We start from the raw sequence: 16,968 nt of genomic DNA, 5'->3' as shown, positions 1-16,968 counted from the left end.
TGCCCGCGACGGACGACCCCGCGAAGGGGGCCTCACCTTCCCAGCCTCACTTCTTTGGCACTCGACTGAGCCGAGTGCTAAGACGTGTTTAGCACTCGGGCACGGCGAGTGCAAGCAGCCGGGGTGGAGCGTCAGCCCGTCGTGCGCACCGGCACGGAGGTCGGCAGCGGCTTGCGCGAGGTCGGGTCGTCGCCGACGTTGAGCGTGGGCGAGGAGTTGGTCTTGGGCTGACGTGCCGGTTCGTCACCGGGCGACAGGATGATCACCACGATGACGATCGCCACGATCGCGACCGCGGCCGCGATGACCGGCGCCAGCCAGGCGGGACGTTCCTTGGACGTGGCGTTGAACGCACTCACGCCCACCTGGTTCGGCGGCCGCAGGCGGACCGGGTCGGACAGCTGCTGCTGCGGGTACCCGCCCTGGTAGCCGCCCTGCTGCTGCACCGGCGTCGGACCGGACAGCGGCGACTGCACGGGGATCGAGCCGGAGTGCGGCCCGAGTTGAGCGGGGCTCGACCCCTGCGCGACCCCGGCGAGCGCGACGCGTGCGGCCGCGATCAGCTCGGCGCAGCTGGAGTAGCGCTGGGCCGGCTCCTTCGCGGTGCCGCGGCGGATGACGTCGTCGATGGCGGGCGGCAGCGCGACGAGCTGCGAGAGCGGGGGCACGGTCTGGGCGAGGTGGCCCTGGATGACCTCCTGCACACCGCCCTGGAACGGCGGGCGCCCGGACAGGCAGGCGAAGAGCATGCACGCGAGCGCGTACTGGTCGGTGCGGCCGTCGACGGGCTCGCCGCGCAGGTGCTCCGGCGCCGCGTAGGTCGGCGAGCCGAGGAAATCACCTGTTCGGGTGCGGTGGCCGGTGGCGCCGCGGCGGGTGAGGCCGAAGTCGGCGACGTAGACGTGCTCGCGGACGCCTTCCTTGGTGGTCACGAGGACGTTCGCCGGCTTCACGTCGAGGTGCACGAGGCCCTTGCCGTGCAGCATGTCGAGCGCCTCGGCGACCTGGGCCAGCAGCGTCAGGGTGCGGGCTGGGGTGAGCGGCCCCTCCTTGACGTGGCCCGCGAGGTCCTGGCCGTCGACCAGCCGCATCGCGATGTAGAGCAGGCCGTCGACCTCGTCGAAGTCGTACAGCGGCACGATGTTCGCGTGGTCGATGGCGGAGGTGTTGCGCGCCTCGTCGACGAACCGCTCGCGGAACTCCGCGTCAGGTGCGAGGTGCTCACCGATGACCTTGAGCGCGACTTTCCGGCCCAGTCTCACGTCCGTGGCCTTGTAGGTCACGCTCATGCCACCGCGACCGAGCACACCGTCGATCCGGTAGTGCGCGATCCGCCGCCCGCTCAGGTCCTCAGACACGCGAGGCAGCCTAACGCCCGCCGGGATCGCGCTGCTCGGGGTTGCTCAAACAGTGACTTCTACGCCTTGCGCACGTCCGAGGCCTGGCTGCGCCCGTCCCGGCCGGCCTGCACCTCGAACTCCACCCGGTCGCCCTCGGAGAGCGTCCGGAAGCCGTCCATCTGGATCGCCGAGTAGTGCACGAACACGTCGGGCCCGTCGTCGGTTGCGATGAAGCCGTATCCCTTTTCGGAGTTGAACCACTTGACGGTACCGAGAGCCAAGGCGTCCTCCTTCAGATCACGCAAAGCGCAGAACGCAACGCTAGGAGAAGAAAACTCACTCGGATACCTCCTTACGGAGTCATGAACGCGAGCTGACTCCGTTGGCGCGCAACCAGGTGGCGAGCCGGCGGGGTCCGCGCGTCTGGGTGAGGACGGCACCGGGACCGGCGAAGTCGAACACCAGGCCCTCACCGGAACGGACGTTCTGCGTGCCCTCGGGTGGCAACGCGCGGAGCCGGCATTGCACGGTGTCGGAGAAAGCGAGCACGTGATCGGTGTCCACGGTGACCGCCTCACCCTCGCCGAGGGTCACGAGGTCGAGTGCGCCAGAACAGCCGAGCAGCACCGTCCCCTGTCCACGTGCGTAGTTCAGGAATCCTTCGACGCCGCCGAAGAGCGCCTGCAACGGGGGCGCCTGCGGGTTCATCACCACGGCGCTGCCGGACGCGACCCAGCCGAGCCGGGAGATGCACCAGCCGCTGCTGCCGTCGAGGTCGACGGTGTGCAGCTCGCCGGGCAGCGCCGGTGCGACGTCGACCCAGCCGCCCTCGGCGCCGGCGGTGCACAGCGTGACGGCGCCGCCCTTCGGCTCGACCGCGAGCCCGTAGCTCGTGGCGAGCACCGACTGCGGCTCGACCAGCACCATCTCCGCGGGTGCGAGCACGAGTCTCGCCACGCCGAAGCTCGGTGTGTGCCGGGTCCGGACCTGCACGCTGTGCACCCCCAGGGGTTGAACCGGTCCACGAGTGGGCCGGGAGATCGTCACGGCCTCCGCGACCTTGGCAGTATGCAGTCGTGTCCCCCACCTCTGTCGCCGCACACCGCCAGCGCGTCGCCTCGCTCGTCGGGCAGATGCCGGTCCTGCAGCTGCCGCTCGAGGAATGCCTCGGGCTGGTCCTCGCCGCGGACGTGATCGCGCCGGTGTCCCTGCCGCCGTTCGACAACTCCGCGATGGACGGGTACGCCGTCCGCTCCGGTGACCTGGCTCAGGTCCCGGTCCGCCTGCCGGTCTCCGACGACATCCCGGCGGGCAAGGTGGACGTGCGGCCGGTGGAGCCCGGCACCGTCCACCGGATCATGACGGGCGCGCCGGTGCCGCCGGGAGCGGACGCGGTGGTCCAGGTGGAGTGGACCGACGCGGGCACCGAGCACGTGCAGGTGAACGCGACCGTCGCACCCGGCACGAACATCCGGGTGGCGGGCGACGACGTGCGCGAGGGCGATCCGGTCCTGGTCGCAGGAACGGTGCTGGGCCCTGCCCAGCTGGGGCTGGCCTCCGCGCTGGGCCTGCCCGAGCTGCCGGTGCGGCGCCGGCCGCGGGTGCTGGTGCTGTCCACGGGCACGGAGCTGGTGGAGCCGGGCACCCCGTTGCGACCGGGGCAGATCTACGAGTCGAACGGCATGATGCTGGCCGCGTCGGTGCGCGACGCGGGCGGCGTGGCGGTGCGGCTGCGGTTCGTGCCCGACGACGTGGAGGCGTTCCACCGGGCGCTCGCGCCCCACCTCGGGTCGGTGGACGTGATCATGACGTCCGGCGGGGTCAGCGCGGGCGCGTACGAGGTGGTCAAGGACGCCTTCGCGAGCCACGACGTCGAGTTCACGAGGGTCGCGATGCAGCCGGGCGGCCCGCAGGGCTCCGGCCGGTACGAGGGCGTGCCGGTGCTGACGCTGCCGGGCAACCCGGTGAGCGCGCAGGTGTCGTTCGAGGTGTTCGTGCGGCCCGCGCTGCTGGCGTCCATGGGCCACACCCGCACCGACCGGCTGACCGCACGCGCGCGGATCTCGTCGCCGCTCACGTCACCGGCAGGGAAGACGCAGTTCCGGCGGGGCGCGTACGACCCGGCGTCGGGCGAGGTGGTCACGCCGGTCGGGGGGCCGGGTTCGCACCTGCTGTCGGCGCTGGCGTTGTCGAACTGCCTGATCGAGGTGCCGGAGGACGTCACGGAGCTGGCGGCCGGCGACGAGGTCACCGTCCGGCACCTGCGGTAGCGGGCGATCCGGTGGCGGTTGTGCGGTCTGTGCTGGCGTTGGTGCTGCTCGCCGGGTTCTTCGTGCTCGGCGCGGCGGTCACGGCGGGGCTGGTCGCGCTGTCGGTGTGGCGGTTCCGGATCGGGGACTTCCAGGGCGGCGGCTGGGTCGGGTTCATCGCGGCCGCGGTGGGGTTCCCGTTGCTGTGGGCGGTGGTGCGGGCCGTGTACGCGCGGCCGGAGCCGACCGGTGTGCCGCTGGGCCGGGCCGCGCACCCGGAGCTGTGGCGGCACGTGGACGAGCTGGCTGCGCTCGCCGGGACGCGCTCGCCCGACGACGTCCGGTTGGTGCCGGAGCCGAACGCGGGCGTGTGGGAACGGCGCGGCACGCGGTACTTGCAGCTCGGGGTGCCGCTGGTGGCCGGGCTGTCGGTCGGTGAGCTGCGGTCGGTGCTGGCGCACGAGCTGGGCCACTACGGCGGCGGGCACACGCGGGTGTCAGCGGTGCGGTTCCGGGCGAAGCTCGCGCTGGAGCTGGCCGTCGAGCAGGGCGACTTCATGCGGCTGCTGTACGGGTGGGCGCGGCTGTACTCGCTGGTGGTGGCCTCGGAGAGCCGGCGGCACGAGCGGTTCGCCGACGAGGTGTCGGTGGCCGCGGCCGGGGTGGCGGCGGCGCGGCGGGCGTTGCTGCGGATCGGGCCGGTCGGCGCGGGCTGGGGCGACTACCTGCGCTGGTACGTGGTGCTCGCGGTGCTCGCGGGGCGGACGCCGCCGCTGCTGGAGGGCTTCCGCGCCTACCTGGGGCACCCGCGGCGGGTGCACCAGCTGCGGGCGCTGGAGGCGGTGCTGGCCGAGCAGGAGCCGACGTCGGTGTTCGACAGCCACCCGCCGGTGCACGAGCGGGTCGCGGCGATGACGGCCGCCGACTCGGTGCCGGTCGACGAACGGCCCGCCTGGGAGCTGCTCGACGGGACGCCTCCGGAGGCGTTCGCGGCGCTGCTCGACGTGCAGGGGCCGCCGATCTCGTGGGAGGAGCTGGCGCCGCTGACCGGTCCGGCGCTGGTCAGGCGGTACGCGGACGCGCTGCGGCACGCGGGGCGGGTCAGCGGGGTCGGCGAGACGCTGCGGGACGTGCTGGCGTGCCTGGAACGCGCGGAGCTGCACCGGCTGACCGGGCGGCCGGTGGACGGCTCGCTCAGCGAGGAGCAGGTGCACGAGGCGGCCGTGGAGAGCGTGACGGAACTGCTCGCCTGCGCGGTCGCGGACCAGCTCGTGACGACCGGGCGGGGCGTGCTGGAACTCAACTGGGGCGGCATCCCCGTCGTGCGGATGGCGGACGGAGCTGCGGTGCACTCCGAAGACCTGGTCGCACCGGCGGTGCGGGACCCGGCGCGGGTGGGCGAGTTGCGGGCGCGGCTGCGGGCGCTCGGCGTCGACGGACTGTGACGGAACGCTCACCGCACGGCGTTGTTGACCCCCTGTGACCGGGATTACACTGGCTTGAGGCGCCGGTGGGCCCGTGCATTCGTCGGGGGATGCACGGGGCCACCGGCCACTTGTTTTCTCGGCAGTCCATGTGGGCGGTTTGGCGTGTTGGCGTAGCGTGTTGCCGCCCGACATCCACGGAAGCTACGGAATCCCACACCACGATGAGCAGCGAAAAGCCCGTCTCCCACTTCCTCGAACTCGCGCGCGGGATCGTTCCGCCGATGAACCCGGCCGGACGTCCGTTCGTGGCCGGCGCGGCGGTCCTCACGTTCGTCCTGCGTCGCTTCAACAAGCGCCTCGGCGTCGTCGGCGCCGTGCTCACGGCGTGGGTGGCCTGGTTCTTCCGCGAGCCGAAGCGCGTCACGCCGGCCCGGTCGAACATCGCGATCGCGCCCGCGGACGGCACCGTCTCGCACGTCGTCGACACCGTGCCGCCCAAGGAGCTCGGGCTCGGCGACCAGCCGATGACCCGCGTCAGCGTGTTCCTGTCGGTGTTCGACGTGCACGTGCAGCGCATCCCCGCCGACGGTGAGGTCGTCCAGGTCTCCTACCACCCCGGCAAGTTCCTCTCGGCCGACCTCGACAAGGCCTCCGAGGAGAACGAGCGCAACACGGTGTGGATGCGCACGACCGAGGGCCACGACCTGATCTTCGTGCAGATCGCCGGCCTGGTCGCCCGCCGCATCGTCTGCCACGTCGCCGACGGTGAGAAGGTCGAGCGCGGCCAGACCTACGGCCTCATCCGCTTCGGCTCGCGCGTCGACACCTACGTGCCGCGCGGCTCCCGCGTCCTGGTCGAGGCCGGTCAGCGCACCATCGGCGGGGAGACCGTCCTCGCCGAGCTCCCGGAGGCCTGATGGCTCCCAGCGGGCCCGGCGTTCGCCTCCTGCCGAACGCGATCACGGTCCTCGCCATGTGCGCCGGCCTGTCCTCGGTGCACTTCGCGAACGTCGGCATGTGGGGCGCGGCCATCGCCTCCATCGCGGCCGCCGCGGTCTTCGACGGGCTCGACGGCCGCATCGCGCGCATGCTCGACGCCACGTCGAAGATGGGCGCGGAGCTGGACTCGTTGGCCGACGCCATCTCCTTCGGGGTGGCGCCGGCGCTGGCCATCTACCTGTGGAAGTTCGAGGGCAACCGGGCCGGCTGGGTCATCGCGCTGATCTTCGCGGTGTGCATGGTGGTCCGCCTGGCCCGCTTCAACACGTTGCTGGAGAAGGAACAGCCGCCGTTCGCGAAGGAGTTCTTCGTGGGCGTGCCGGCGCCTGCCGGTGGCCTGTTGCTGCTGCTCCCGTTGATCATCGAGGAGCAGGTCCGCACCGACGGCTGGTGGAACTCGCCGGTCGCGGTCGGGGTGTGGACCGTGGTGGTGGCCTTGCTGCTGGTGTCGCGGATTCCCACCCTGTCGGTGAAGACCGTGAAGGTGCCGCCTCGGTTCGTGGCGCCGTCGTTGGTGCTGATCGCGTTGCTGGCGGCCGCGGTGATCACGTTCCCGCTGGTGGCGCTGATCATCGCGATGGTCGTGTACCTGGCGCACCTGCCGTACTCGGTGCGGCGGTACCTGTGGCTGTCGAAGCACCCCGAGGCGTGGACCGTGACCGGTGTGGAGCGCCGGGCGATCCGGCGGGCGCACGGGGTGGCGGCGCGGCGGCTCGGGTTGCGGCAGCCGTTGCGCGGCCGGGTGGCCGGGGCCGCGATGCGGGCTGTGCGGCGGCCTCGGCGTGACTCCGGTGTGGCCGACGGGGCGTCGCCGGCGGGACGGCGGCGGTCGTGGCGGCGGCTGGGGTTGCGGCGGCAGCAGAAGCCGTGATCGCCGGGTGAGGAGTTCGGGGAAGCCCCGCGGGAGTTCGCGCCCGCGGGGCTTTCCGCTGTTCTGACCGCGAGGTCGAGGCGCTTCGTCCCGTGGGCGGTCGGCGGGCGCATTAGAGTCGGGGCGTGATCACGCTGACGGCTCGTCTGTCCCCGTCCGCACTGGACACCCGTCGCGGTGTCGTGAGGCTGCACCCGGAGGTGCTCGACGCGCTCGGGTTGCGGGCCTGGGACGCGGTCAGGCTGACCGGTGCGCGGGTCAGCGCGGCGCTGGCGGCGGCCGGTGAGCAGCCGCCGGGTGTGGTGCTGGTCGACGACGTCACGCTCACCAACCTCGGCGTGGTCGAAGGTGCGGAGATCGTGGTCGCGCCGGTGAAGGTCGAGGCGGCGCGCAGCATCACGGTGGCGGGGTCGCGGCTGGCGACGACGGCGCTGACGCCCGAGCACGTGCGGATGGCGTTGACGGGCAAGGTGTTGACGGTCGGGGACAACGTGTCGCTGCTCCCCCAGGACCTCGCGCCGCCGCCCGAGGCGAACGTGTCCGAGACGCGCCGCAAGCTCAGCAACGCCATCGGCATGACGTGGACCAACGAGCTGATCACCATCACGTCCACCGACCCGGCGGGGCCCGTGGCGGTGCGGCCGTCGAGCGTCGTCGGGTGGCGGTCCGCGCAGGCGCCGGCGCAGGAGGTGACGCCGGTGGTGGTGCAGGAGAAGCACGAGGCGTTGCCCGTCGCGAACCTCGTCGGGCAGAAGGAGCAGGCCAGGACGCTGACCGAGTGGCTGGAGCTGATGTTCCGGCAGCCGGAGCTGCTCACCAGGCTCGGGGCGCAGGCGCGGCTCGCGGCCATGGTCAGCGGGCCGGAGGGCGTCGGCAAGGCGACGCTCGTGCGGGCGGTCGCGGCCGGTGTCGAGGCGGAGCTGGTGGAGCTGGCCGCGCCCAGCATCGCGGTGCTGGAGCCCGGGGCGATGGCCAAGCAGCTCGGTGACGCCATCTCGGCGGTGCCGGAGCACCCGACGGTGCTGCTGATCACGGACATCGACGCGCTGCTGCCCGCGGTGGCACCGCCGGTGGCGACGGTCGTGCTGGAGATGTTGAGGACGGCGGTGTCGCGGCCGAACCTGGCGCTGGTCGTCACGTCGGCGCGCGCCGAGTCGGTGGACGCGCGGCTGCGGGTGCCCGACCTGGTGGACCGCGAGCTGAGCCTGCCGCTGCCCGACGGGGCCACCCGCGCGGAACTGTTGCGGGTGCTCATGAAGGACGTGCCGGTGGAGTCCGATGTGGACTTCCGCGCGGTGGCGGAGAAGACGCCGGGGTTCGTGGCGGCCGACCTGTGCGCGTTGCGCAGGGAGGCGGCGGTGCGGGCGGCGCTGCGGCAGCGCAACGTCGACGAGCCGCGGGTCGGGCAGGAGGACCTGCTCGGCGCGCTCGGGACGGTGCGGCCGATCTCCATGTCCGCCTCCGACACCATCCAGACCGGCGGCCTGACCCTCGACGACGTCGGCGACATGGTCGAGACCAAGCAGGCGCTGACGGAAGCGGCGCTGTGGCCGTTGCGCTACCCGGACTCCTTCGCCCGCCTCGGCGTGTCGCCGCCGCGCGGCATCCTGCTGTACGGGCCGCCCGGTTGCGGCAAGACGTTCCTGGTGCGCGCGCTGGCGGGCTCCGGCCAGCTGAACGTGCTGACCGTCAAGGGCGCCGAGCTGATGGACAAGTTCGTCGGCGAGTCGGAACGCGCCGTGCGCGAGCTGTTTCGCCGCGCCGCGGACGCCGCACCGGCACTGATCTTCCTCGACGAGGTCGACGCACTGGCACCGCGCCGCGGCCAGTCCTCGGACGCGGGCGTGGCCGACCGGGTGGTGGCGGCCCTGCTCACCGAGCTGGACGGGGTGGAACCCCTGCGCGACGTCGTGGTCATCGGCGCGACGAACCGGCCTGAGCTGATCGACCCGGCCCTGCTGCGCCCCGGCCGGCTGGAGCGGCTGGTGTACGTGTCGCCTCCCGACGCGGACGCGCGCACGGAGATCCTCAAGGCGGCTTCCAAGAACACGCCCTTCGCCGCCGACGTCGACCTCGCCGAGCTGGCGAAGGAGCTGGAGATGTACTCCGCGGCCGACTGCGCGGGCTTGGTGCGCGAGGCGGCGCTGACCGCCATGCGCGAGTCCCTGGAGGCCGCGGAGGTCACGCAGGCACACCTGGCCAAGGCCCGCCAGGTCGTGCGGCCGTCGCTCGACCCGGTACAGCTCGCCGGGCTGGCGGCGTACGCGGCGGCACGCTGACGTTTTCACCCGAACGAGCCAGTGGCATGGACTAATTGCACGTCATAGCGTCCAGAAGCATGTCTGCGACCACTTCCACCGCGCTCAGCCGAGACCTGGGCGACGAGCTGCGGCTGTTGCGTGAGACCACGACCAAGATGAACGGCCGCCAGTTCGCCGTTCATCTCGGGTGGGACCCGAGCAAGGTGTCCAACATCGAGCACGGGAAGGCGCGGGCGACCGACGTCGACCTCGCACAGATCATGACGGCGTGCGGGAAGAACCTGGAGTACCTGCAAGAGTTCAGGAGCAGGTACCACAACGCGTTCGACCCCTACTTCGCCCAGGTCTCGGACAACCTCCGGACGCTGGTGATGACGGAGGCGCTGGCCACGAAGATCACGGCGTACGACGTCTTGACGCCGCACGGTCTCGTCCAGACGGAAGGCACGGCGCAAGCCCTCCTTTCGGTGAACGGGCTGCACACGAAGGAGATCGTCGAGAAATTCGCGCGATTGCGAATCGAACGACAGACCATCCTGCGCCGCCCACTCCATGCGGAGTTCATGTTCTACATCCACGAGCTTGCGTTGCAGATGCTGGTGGGCGACATCCGCACCAGGGAAGATCAGTACCTGCGCTTGCTCTTCAACACCCACATGCTTCGCGTCGTGCCGGCCGAGGCCAAGGATCTGGCTTTCTCGACGAAGTGCGCCCTGTATGAGTTTGAGAAGGCATCACCCGTCGTCTACACCGAGAGCGATGTGGCCAACGTGTTCGCGCAGAGCCAGACGGCTGTCGCGCACGCGAAGCAGCTCTTCAAGCGGCTGGAGACCGTGGCCTTGGATGCGGAACAATCGAAGCGCAAGCTGGCGGAGTACGTCAGTGCACTTCGAGAGGACCGCGATGACCACCGAACGGACCTGGCGTAAGAGTTCCTACAGCAACACCGACATCAACGGTGACTGTGTGGAGGTCTCGCTGGCCCAGGAAGCGTTGGTGCGTGACTCGAAGAACGCGAGCGGTGATGTGCTCGCGTTCTCCGCCGAAGCCTGGCGCCGGCTGCTCTACTTGCTGCCGGACGGCCCCCGGTAGTCGTTCGTCACGATCAGGATGATGCCGGGCGCCGCGTGGTCGATGCCGGTGAACCGGGGTTCGACGCGGGCCTTGAGCACGGCGGCGAGCTCCTTGGCCGAGGCCTCCTCGTCGGTGCCCGGCCGGAAGTACACGGTCGTGGTGGGGATGGTGCCGCCCGAGTAGTTGCCGGTCTCGGCGACCTGCCAGCCGTTCGCGCGCACCTCGTCGGAGGCGCGGGCGGCGAGGCCGGCGACGGTGCTGTTGTTGTAGACGCGCACCGGGGACTTGGCGACGCCGGGCGGGGTGACCGGGGGTGGCGGCGCCGCGGCGGACGTGGTGATCGGGGGCGCTGTCGGTGCCGCGGTCGTCGTGACCGCGGGTGCGGACGACGACGGGGGTGTCGCCGACGACGACTGGGCCGGGGCGCTCGACTGGGGCTCCGACGGGGCGGAGGAGGGCGGGGGTGTCGGCGTGCCGGAGGCGGCGGCCGGTGGTGTGTCGTCGGAGCCGCCGAAGAGGCTCACGACTCCGATCACGGCGGCCACGGCGGCGACGCCGAGGAGGGCGAACCCGGCGGCCTTGGCCGGGCGCGACGGGCTTGCGGACTCGGGGGAGGTCATCAGTCCTCGGTGCTCCTGGCGCGGGCGCGAACCCTTTGGCGGCCTGTCCGGACGCCCCGCAGCCGCTTGACCAGCATCGGGTCGGCAGCCAACGCGGCTTCGGACTCGATCAGGCCGTTCAGCAGCTGGTAGTAGCGGGTGGCGGACATGTCGAACAGTTCCCTGATGGCCTGTTCCTTGGACCCCGAGTACTTCCACCACTGGCTTTCGAACGCGAGCATGGTGCGCTCGCGGCTGGTCAGCCCGTCAGCGGAGGAAAGCGTCTCGGCGTGATCCATCTGGCTCCCCACGGTCGCCACACCAATCAGGTGCGGGCAATCTAATCACGTGATCGTTCCAACCTACCGCGCGACACCGACAGTTTTGGACGGCTTAAAGTCTGACCATGGCCGTGCACCGCATCGTGATCGCTGGTGACCCCGTACTTCACAACCCCACGCGTGAGGTCACCGAGTTCGACACCGAGCTGAAGACGCTCGTCGACGACATGTTCGAGACGATGGCGGCAGCTCGCGGAGTCGGGCTCGCCGCCAACCAGATCGGTGTCGACCTGCGGGTCTTCGTGTACGACTGCCCGGACGACGAGGGCGTGCAGCACCGCGGGGTGATCGTGAACCCGCGGATCGAGACCTCCGAGGTCCCCGAGACCATGCCGGACCCGGACGACGACTTCGAGGGCTGCCTGTCGGTGCCCGGCGAGGCGTACCCGACCGGACGCGCCCGGTGGGCGAAGTGCACGGGCCAGGACCTCGACGGGCAGCCGTTCGAGGTCGAGGGCACCGGGTTCTTCGCGCGCTGCCTCCAGCACGAGACCGACCACCTCGACGGCTTCCTCTACATCGACCGCCTCGTCGGCCGGTACAAGAGGGAGTCGAAGCGGATGCTGCGCGACAACGAGTGGGGCCAGCCGGGCCTGTCCTGGGACCCCGCCGACCCCGACTACTTCGACGACGAAGAAACCGACTGACGCAGCACCGACCAGCGCAGGACGGACTAGCGCAGGACGGACTCGACCTGGGCGAGCTCGTCCGGTGTCAGCGGGCCGAACCGCAGTGCGGCCGCGTTCTCCTCGACCTGCGCCACCGTGCGCACCCCCGGGATGGGGACGAGCCGGGGAGAACGCGCCCAGAACCACGCCAGCGCGCCCTGGACCAGCGTCCGGCCGCCGGAGGTCAGCACGTCCCTGACCGCCTCGCGGGCCCGGAAGTACTCCGGTGACGGGCGGCCGTCGACGAAGAACCGCAGCCAGGACGGGTTGGTGACGCGCACGTCGTCCGCCGGCAGCACGTCGAACGTCTCGCGTGCCAGCAGACCCATCGCGAGCGGACGGCGGCACAGGACCGCGTACTCCCCCGCGTACATCTCCGGGTTGTCGAACAGCACGTTGACGTCGGCCTGCGCGGCGATGCCGTGCGGCTTCTCGGTGAAGAACCTGGCCCGTTCCGGGTCGTCGGTGCTCCAGCCGTAGGACCGGATCTTGCCCTGCGCGACCAGCGCCTCGCACTCGTCGCGCAGCAGCGCCGCCTGATCGAGCGGCAGGTCGCCGATGTGCAGCTGGTACAGGTCGATCCGGTCGGTGCCCAGGCGCCGCAGCGACCCCTCGACGGCACGGCGCAGGTGCCCGACCGATCCGTCCGTCCCCGTCATCCGGCGGGTCTCCGCGTCGAACGTGAACCCCCACTTGGTGGCGATCACGACCTGGTCGCGGACGCCCGCAAACGCTTGCCCCACCAGTGTCTCCGAGTGGCCGCAGCCGTAGGTGTCGGCGGTGTCGAAGAGCGTCACGCCCAGGTCCAGCGCCCGCCGCAGCGCCCTGACCGACTCCGCGTCGTCGGACGGTCCCCAGCCGACCGGCTCGCCGTCGAAGGAGTACGGGCCACCCATGGCCCACGTCCCGAAACCCAGCTTCCCCAGATCCGTCATGCCGGTCAGCGAACAACCTGGAGCGCGCTCCAGGTCAAGAAACCGGCTTGCGGCCGTCGGCGACCATCAGGGGCATGCCACTGGAAAACATCGTCGCCTTCGTCGCGGCCTCGTTCCTCATCGCACTGTCGCCAGGACCCGGTACGGCCGTGGTCCTGCGACAGTCGGTGCACGGGCGGCGGGCCGCACTGGCGACGGTGTTCGGCATGGAGGTCGGCGTGGCGTGCTGGGCCGTCGCCGCGGCGCTCGGCCTGTCGGTGCTGCTCACGGCGTCGGAGATCGCCTACCACGCGCTGCGGATCGGCGGCGCGGTCTTCCTGGTCTACCTGGGCGTGAAAGCGCTGGTCAGCAGGAGCCTGCCGACCGAGGCGCCACCGCCCGGCCGCGCGTTCCGCAGCGGGCTGGTCGTCAACCTGGCGAACCCGAAGCTGGGCGTGTTCGCGATCTCGTTCCTACCGCAGTTCGCGCCGGCCGGGGAGTCCGGCCAGGGGGTTCTGCTCCTCCTGGCCGCCGGCTGGGTCGTGGTCGACACCGTCTGGTACCTGGTCGTCGTCGCGGTCCTGCACGCCGTCCGCGGCTGGCTCGCCCGGCCGCGGGTGCGCACGGCTCTGGAGAAGCTGTCGGGCGGCGTGCTGCTGGCGCTCGGAGTCCGGCTGGTACTCGACCCGCGTTGACGTCGGGCCGCCGCGGCGCCAGAACAGCTCGGGGAGTCCGGCCAGCTCAGCGAGGGTGTGGCAGCGGGCCAGCGGCTCGTAGCCACCCGCCAGGACGTGGGCGCGGACGCGGTCGAGCCGGCCGAAGTCGATCACCTCGCCCACGATGAGGAACGGCAGGACGAGCTTCCACGCCTGCACGACGGCCGAGCGCTTGCGGTGCGGGGCGCGCAGGACCGACCGCGCGACGCGCAGCAGGTGCTCGTTCGCGCTCATGGTCGCCGGGTGCGCCGTGTGGTCCCAGTTCCACCGGCGCTCCTCGGTGACCGCGCAGCGCACGCACTCGACCGGCCCGGTGCCGAGCTCGGCACCGCAGCGGGAGCACGCGAGCAGGGTCATCGCCCAGTCGACGCAGGTCCAGGGGTACACGCCGACGTCGGCGGAGGTGACCAGCTCGGCCAGCTCCCGGTCGGCGAGCTGCGAGGACGTCCGCAGCTCCTCCCAGTCCGCGAGCCAGAACTGGTCGAGCAGCTCGGCGCAGAACCCGCAGTCGGGGTAGCCGCGACCCGCGAGCTCACCGCACGAAGGGCATGCGGAGACGACAGCGGGACGTTGACCGCGCCGCGCGCCGGGCGGGAACGGCTGGTGATCAGCCACGGGGAGAAGATTAGGGGCAAAAGGCGGCCTTGGCAGCCGCGGCGCACCGTGACTATGGTCGGGTCTCGACAACTGAACACAACGCGGGAGCTCGCGCCTGAGCGGGCTGAGAGGGTGACTGGCCGTCGTGCCGGTGTCACCGACCGCCTGAACCTGACCGGGTAATGCCGGCGTAGGGAGGAATGTCGTGACGGCACTTGACGACCGTTCGGTCAAGCCCAGTGTGACCACCGGCCCGATCTCGGGCTCGCGCAAGGTGTACCGCGAGGTGTCCCCGGACATCCGCGTGCCCCACCGCAGGGTCGAGCTGACCAACGGCGAGCATGTCGATCTCTACGACACTTCCGGTCCGTATACCGACGACAACGCGACCATCGACGTCCACAGTGGACTACCCGACCTGAGGTCGGGGTGGGTCGCCGCACGGGAACCGATCAACGGAGCCGTCAGCCAGCTCGCGTACGCGAAGGCCGGGATCATCACCCCGGAGATGCGCTACGTGGCGGCGCGGGAGAACCTCGACGCGGAGTTCGTGCGCGCCGAGGTGGCCATCGGGCGCGCGGTCATCCCGTTGAACCGCAAGCACCCCGAGGCCGAGCCGATGATCATCGGCAAGAAGTTCCTCGTCAAGATCAACGCGAACATCGGCAACTCCGCGGTGTCGTCGTCGATCGAGGACGAGGTGGAGAAGATGGTGTGGGCGACCCGCTGGGGCGCCGACACGATCATGGACCTCTCCACGGGCAAGCGCATCCACGAGACCCGCGAGTGGATCCTGCGCAACTCCCCCGTCCCGGTCGGCACGGTGCCGATCTACCAGGCGCTGGAGAAGGTCAACGGCGACCCAGCGGCGCTGACCTGGGAGATCTACCGCGACACCGTGATCGAGCAGTGCGAGCAGGGCGTCGACTACATGACCGTGCACGCGGGCGTGCTGCTGCGGTACGTGCCGCTCACGGCCAAGCGCGTCACCGGCATCGTGTCGCGCGGCGGGTCGATCATGGCCGCGTGGTGCCTCGCGCACCACCGGGAGTCGTTCCTCTACACGCACTTCGAGGAGCTGTGCGACATCCTGCGGGCCTACGACGTGACGTTCTCGCTGGGTGACGGCCTGCGGCCGGGCTCGATCGCGGACGCCAACGACGAGGCGCAGTTCGCGGAGCTGCGCACCCTGGGCGAGCTGACGCACATCGCCCGCGCCAAGGACGTCCAGGTGATGATCGAGGGCCCCGGCCACGTGCCGATGCACAAGATCGCCGAGAACGTCCGGCTGGAGGAGGAGTGGTGCGGTGAGGCGCCGTTCTACACCCTCGGGCCGCTGGCCACGGACATCGCACCGGCCTACGACCACATCACGTCGGCGATCGGTGCGGCGCAGATCGGCTGGCTGGGCACCGCGATGCTCTGCTACGTCACGCCCAAGGAGCACCTGGGCCTGCCCAACCGGGACGACGTGAAGACCGGCGTGATCACGTACAAGATCGCGGCGCACTCCGCGGACCTGGCCAAGGGCCACCCCGGCGCGCAGGACTGGGACGACGCGCTGTCGAAGGCGCGGTTCGAGTTCCGGTGGGAGGACCAGTTCAACCTCTCGCTGGACCCGGACACGGCCCGCTCGTTCCACGACGAGACGCTGCCCGCCGAACCGGCGAAGACGGCGCACTTCTGCTCGATGTGCGGGCCGAAGTTCTGCTCGATGAAGATCACGCAGGACGTGCGGCGCTACGCCGAGGAACGCGGGCTGTCCACTGTGGAGGCCATCGAGGCCGGCATGGCGGAGAAGTCCGGTGAGTTCGCCGGCACCGGCAACAAGGTCTACCTGCCCGTGGTGGAGACTTCGTGACACCTCCGAGGGCCCTCACCATCGCCGGGAGCGACTCCGGCGGTGGTGCGGGCATCCAGGCGGACCTGCGCACGATGTTCGCGTGCGGGGTGCACGGGTGCGTGGCGCTGACGGCCGCGACCGTGCAGAACTCCCTCGGCGTCACGGGGGTGCACGAGATCCCGCCCGACGTCGTGGCTGCGCAGATCGCGTCGGTGGCCTCCGACATCGGGGTGCAGGCGGCGAAGACCGGGATGCTGGCGTCGGCGGCGATCATCGAGGCGATCACGCCGGCGCTGGACGCGGCCGGGATCGGCCGCGGTGGTGTGCCGTTCGTCGTCGACCCGGTGTCGGCGTCGATGCACGGCGACCAGCTGCTGGCGGACTCGGCGCTGGAGGCGTTGAAGGGCCTGCTGTTCCCGCGGGCGACGCTGGTGACGCCGAACCTCGACGAGGTGCGGTTGATCACCGGCATCGCGGTGAAGGACCGCGCGGACCAGCGTCTTGCGGCGGAAGCGCTGCACGAGCTGGGACCGGAGTGGGTGCTGGTCAAGGGCGGCCACATGTGGGACGACCCGGAGTGCCTGGACCTGCTGTACGACGGCCGCGAGTTCGTGGAGCTGCCCGGCCCGCGCTACGACACCGAGAACACGCACGGCAGCGGTGACACGCTGGCGTCGTCGATCAGCTCGGCGCTGGCGCACGGGGCCTCGGTGCCGGACGCGGTGCGGTTCGGCAAGGACTTCATCGTGAGGTCCGTGGCGGCGGCCTACCCCCTGGGTTCGGGGGTCGGGCCGGTGTCGCCGCTGTGGAGGTTGGACAGGTAGCGGGCGCACATCGCCCGCAGGTCGGTCTGCTCGGGGTCGAGCAACCAGACCGTGAGCGCTCCTTCGAGGAACGCGATGAGCTCCGTCGCGGCCGCTTCGCCCAGCGTCTTGGCGAAGTGGCCGCGCAGGAGCCGGTTGCGGCGGCGGAACCGTTCGGTGATCTCGTCGTCGCGGGCCAGGTGCTCCGCCTGCAGCACGGTGTGCAGGGTGGCCAACCCCCGCCTTGGTGGCGATGGCCGCGGACG

18 protein-coding genes and 1 riboswitch are annotated in these 16,968 nt (G+C 71.1%); of the genes, 11 read left to right on the top strand and 7 right to left on the bottom strand.

Annotated elements, in window-relative coordinates; all coding sequences use genetic code 11:
• Positions 1-131: 131 nt before the first annotated feature.
• The 3 genes from ACZ7CH_RS16270 to ACZ7CH_RS16260 all read right to left on the bottom strand — a co-directional run bounded on the left by ACZ7CH_RS16270 (position 132) and on the right by ACZ7CH_RS16260 (position 2,333).
• Entirely contained in the window at positions 132-1,358 is a 1,227-nt protein-coding gene (locus ACZ7CH_RS16270; protein ID WP_470369562.1) for a serine/threonine-protein kinase, read from the bottom strand.
• Between the two features lie 59 nt (positions 1,359-1,417).
• Positions 1,418-1,621: a cold-shock protein gene (locus tag ACZ7CH_RS16265; protein ID WP_360385446.1), complete on the bottom strand. Its 204-nt coding sequence runs from the start codon at positions 1,619-1,621 to the stop codon at positions 1,418-1,420.
• A gap of 79 nt (positions 1,622-1,700) precedes the next feature.
• On the bottom strand, positions 1,701-2,333 hold the full coding sequence (locus tag ACZ7CH_RS16260; RefSeq protein ID WP_470374253.1) for an AIM24 family protein: 633 nt from the start codon (positions 2,331-2,333) through the stop codon (positions 1,701-1,703).
• Positions 2,334-2,416: 83 nt separating this feature from the next.
• Here ACZ7CH_RS16260 and moeA point away from each other — a divergent pair, with 83 nt between their 5' ends.
• The 7 genes from moeA (at position 2,417) to ACZ7CH_RS16225 (ending at position 10,239) form a co-directional block, all read left to right on the top strand.
• The gene (gene moeA / locus ACZ7CH_RS16255) at positions 2,417-3,610 is read left to right on the top strand and encodes a molybdopterin molybdotransferase MoeA (RefSeq protein WP_360385442.1); all 1,194 of its coding nucleotides are present in this window, start codon (positions 2,417-2,419) and stop codon (positions 3,608-3,610) included.
• A 20-nt stretch (positions 3,611-3,630) separates the two neighbouring features.
• The gene (locus tag ACZ7CH_RS16250) at positions 3,631-5,034 is read left to right on the top strand and encodes a M48 family metallopeptidase (protein ID WP_470374252.1); all 1,404 of its coding nucleotides are present in this window, start codon (positions 3,631-3,633) and stop codon (positions 5,032-5,034) included.
• Between the two features lie 203 nt (positions 5,035-5,237).
• Positions 5,238-5,933, top strand: coding sequence for a phosphatidylserine decarboxylase (locus ACZ7CH_RS16245; RefSeq protein ID WP_360385438.1), 696 nt, complete (start codon positions 5,238-5,240; stop codon positions 5,931-5,933).
• Complete coding sequence (pssA, locus tag ACZ7CH_RS16240; protein ID WP_360385436.1) at positions 5,933-6,886, top strand: CDP-diacylglycerol--serine O-phosphatidyltransferase; 954 nt, start codon at positions 5,933-5,935, stop codon at positions 6,884-6,886. The genes ACZ7CH_RS16245 and pssA overlap by 1 nt, the downstream gene beginning before the upstream one ends.
• 125 nt (positions 6,887-7,011) lie before the next feature.
• Positions 7,012-9,165, top strand: a complete 2,154-nt coding sequence (locus tag ACZ7CH_RS16235; protein WP_360385434.1) for an AAA family ATPase — start codon at positions 7,012-7,014, stop codon at positions 9,163-9,165.
• Positions 9,166-9,224: 59 nt separating this feature from the next.
• Positions 9,225-10,076, top strand: coding sequence for a helix-turn-helix domain-containing protein (locus ACZ7CH_RS16230; protein ID WP_470374251.1), 852 nt, complete (start codon positions 9,225-9,227; stop codon positions 10,074-10,076).
• Positions 10,051-10,239: a DUF397 domain-containing protein gene (locus ACZ7CH_RS16225; RefSeq protein WP_360385430.1), complete on the top strand. Its 189-nt coding sequence runs from the start codon at positions 10,051-10,053 to the stop codon at positions 10,237-10,239. The genes ACZ7CH_RS16230 and ACZ7CH_RS16225 overlap by 26 nt, the downstream gene beginning before the upstream one ends.
• Here the strand turns inward: ACZ7CH_RS16225 and ACZ7CH_RS16220 are convergent.
• Together ACZ7CH_RS16220 and ACZ7CH_RS16215 are read right to left on the bottom strand one after the other, a co-directional pair.
• Positions 10,212-10,841 (bottom strand): LytR C-terminal domain-containing protein, encoded by a 630-nt coding sequence (locus ACZ7CH_RS16220; protein ID WP_360385428.1) that lies wholly within the window; start codon positions 10,839-10,841, stop codon positions 10,212-10,214. The two genes, ACZ7CH_RS16225 and ACZ7CH_RS16220, sit on opposite strands and share 28 nt — an antisense overlap.
• The gene (locus tag ACZ7CH_RS16215; RefSeq protein WP_360385426.1) at positions 10,841-11,119 is read right to left on the bottom strand and encodes a DUF3263 domain-containing protein; all 279 of its coding nucleotides are present in this window, start codon (positions 11,117-11,119) and stop codon (positions 10,841-10,843) included. Before ACZ7CH_RS16215 ends, ACZ7CH_RS16220 begins: the two co-directional genes overlap by 1 nt.
• Positions 11,120-11,226: 107 nt before the next feature.
• Between ACZ7CH_RS16215 and ACZ7CH_RS16210 the strand changes: the two genes are divergently transcribed.
• A complete protein-coding gene (locus ACZ7CH_RS16210) occupies positions 11,227-11,808 on the top strand; it encodes a peptide deformylase (protein WP_360385424.1) in 582 nt (193 codons plus the stop codon).
• Positions 11,809-11,834: 26 nt separating this feature from the next.
• On the opposite strand, the gene ACZ7CH_RS16205 is transcribed toward ACZ7CH_RS16210, so the two are convergent.
• On the bottom strand, positions 11,835-12,764 hold the full coding sequence (locus tag ACZ7CH_RS16205) for an aldo/keto reductase (RefSeq protein WP_470374250.1): 930 nt from the start codon (positions 12,762-12,764) through the stop codon (positions 11,835-11,837).
• A gap of 74 nt (positions 12,765-12,838) precedes the next feature.
• Here ACZ7CH_RS16205 and ACZ7CH_RS16200 point away from each other — a divergent pair, with 74 nt between their 5' ends.
• From ACZ7CH_RS16200 to thiD, 3 genes are all read left to right on the top strand, one after another.
• Entirely contained in the window at positions 12,839-13,438 is a 600-nt protein-coding gene (locus ACZ7CH_RS16200) for a LysE family translocator (protein WP_360385420.1), read from the top strand.
• Between the two features lie 709 nt (positions 13,439-14,147).
• A riboswitch (TPP riboswitch) is annotated at positions 14,148-14,272 on the top strand.
• Positions 14,262-15,917, top strand: coding sequence for a phosphomethylpyrimidine synthase ThiC (gene thiC, locus ACZ7CH_RS16195; RefSeq protein WP_458429579.1), 1,656 nt, complete (start codon positions 14,262-14,264; stop codon positions 15,915-15,917). (Overlaps the previous riboswitch by 11 nt.)
• A complete protein-coding gene (thiD, locus tag ACZ7CH_RS16190; protein WP_360385416.1) occupies positions 15,914-16,723 on the top strand; it encodes a bifunctional hydroxymethylpyrimidine kinase/phosphomethylpyrimidine kinase in 810 nt (269 codons plus the stop codon). The genes thiC and thiD overlap by 4 nt, the downstream gene beginning before the upstream one ends.
• Here the strand turns inward: thiD and ACZ7CH_RS16185 are convergent.
• The gene (locus ACZ7CH_RS16185) at positions 16,666-16,920 is read right to left on the bottom strand and encodes a hypothetical protein (RefSeq protein ID WP_360385414.1); all 255 of its coding nucleotides are present in this window, start codon (positions 16,918-16,920) and stop codon (positions 16,666-16,668) included. The genes thiD and ACZ7CH_RS16185 overlap by 58 nt on opposite strands.
• Positions 16,921-16,968 lie beyond the last annotated feature (48 nt).

The sequence above is a fragment of the Lentzea sp. NPDC037011 genome (assembly GCF_055607425.1).
Note: the sequence above shows the minus strand (reverse complement) of the source record. Positions and strands in the feature narration are given on the sequence as shown.